The organism is Aurantimonas sp. A3-2-R12 (genome assembly GCF_036016755.1).
GTDB lineage: Bacteria > Pseudomonadota > Alphaproteobacteria > Rhizobiales > Rhizobiaceae > Aurantimonas > Aurantimonas coralicida_A.
Genome location: NZ_JAYXIH010000137.1, coordinates 1 through 864, shown reverse-complemented (window position 1 = coordinate 864; position 864 = coordinate 1). Strand labels below are relative to the sequence as shown.

Sequence of the window (864 nt, the reverse complement as noted above, 5' to 3'; positions counted from 1 at the left end):
CCGCATCCCGCCAGCCATGAGGCCGCACGCCCTCGAAAGCCTTGCGAGCGTCGGAAAGTTTCCGCATCTGGTCCGGGCTTCGCTTGCCGCCCGCATCTTCGGCGCTGAATATCGCGTCCACCGCGCGGGCATGACGGATGAGCGCATCGGTGCGGGCCTTGCGCAGCGCCGCCTCCCGGTCCGCCGCCACGGCTCTTTCAGGCGCATCCGTCGTCCGCCGGACCTTTGCCGCAGCGCTTTCCCGTACCGGCCCCTGCACTTCGCCAGCGCCCGGCGACGGCGCTGCCCGTTCCGGCCCCTGTCCGCCATCGGCGGGCAGGCGCAACCCGTCGAACATGCCGCGCACCTTTTCCGGCACGACCTTACGCACGATCTCCGCGACACGGGCGCGGAAAGTGATGCCGCGCCGTTCGGCGTAATCTCGCGCCGGGTCGATCTGCTCGTAGTCGGATGCCATGTCCTTGGCCCGGTCGCGCGACAGGGTGCGGACAAGTTTGTCCTGGCTGGCAAAATCGTCGCGGCCGTAATGCAGCTTCATGCCATCGCGGTGCCGTGACAGGGCGACATAGCTGCTGTGCGCGTCCAGGCCCGGTGTTGCCAGCACATACGTTCGATCCACCGTCATGCCCTGCGCCTTGTGGATGGTCGCCGCATAGCCGTGGTCGATGCGGTCGTAGTCCTTCAGGTCGAATGAGATACGGCGCCCGTCATCGGCGTGCACCGACATGCTCTGCGCGCCGACCTCAACGATGGTGCCGAGCGTACCGTTCTTCACGCCAAGGCCGCGTTCGTTCCGCAGGAACATGACGCGGTCTCCACTGGCGAAGCTGCGCGCGCCGCGTTCGACGGCGACGCGCACGTCCT

1 pseudogene is annotated in these 864 nt (G+C 67.7%); it reads right to left on the bottom strand.

The annotated features are described in order from the left end of the window. Positions 1 to 864 (bottom strand): annotated as a pseudogene (locus VSX60_RS22425) (Ti-type conjugative transfer relaxase TraA); the annotation flags it as partial.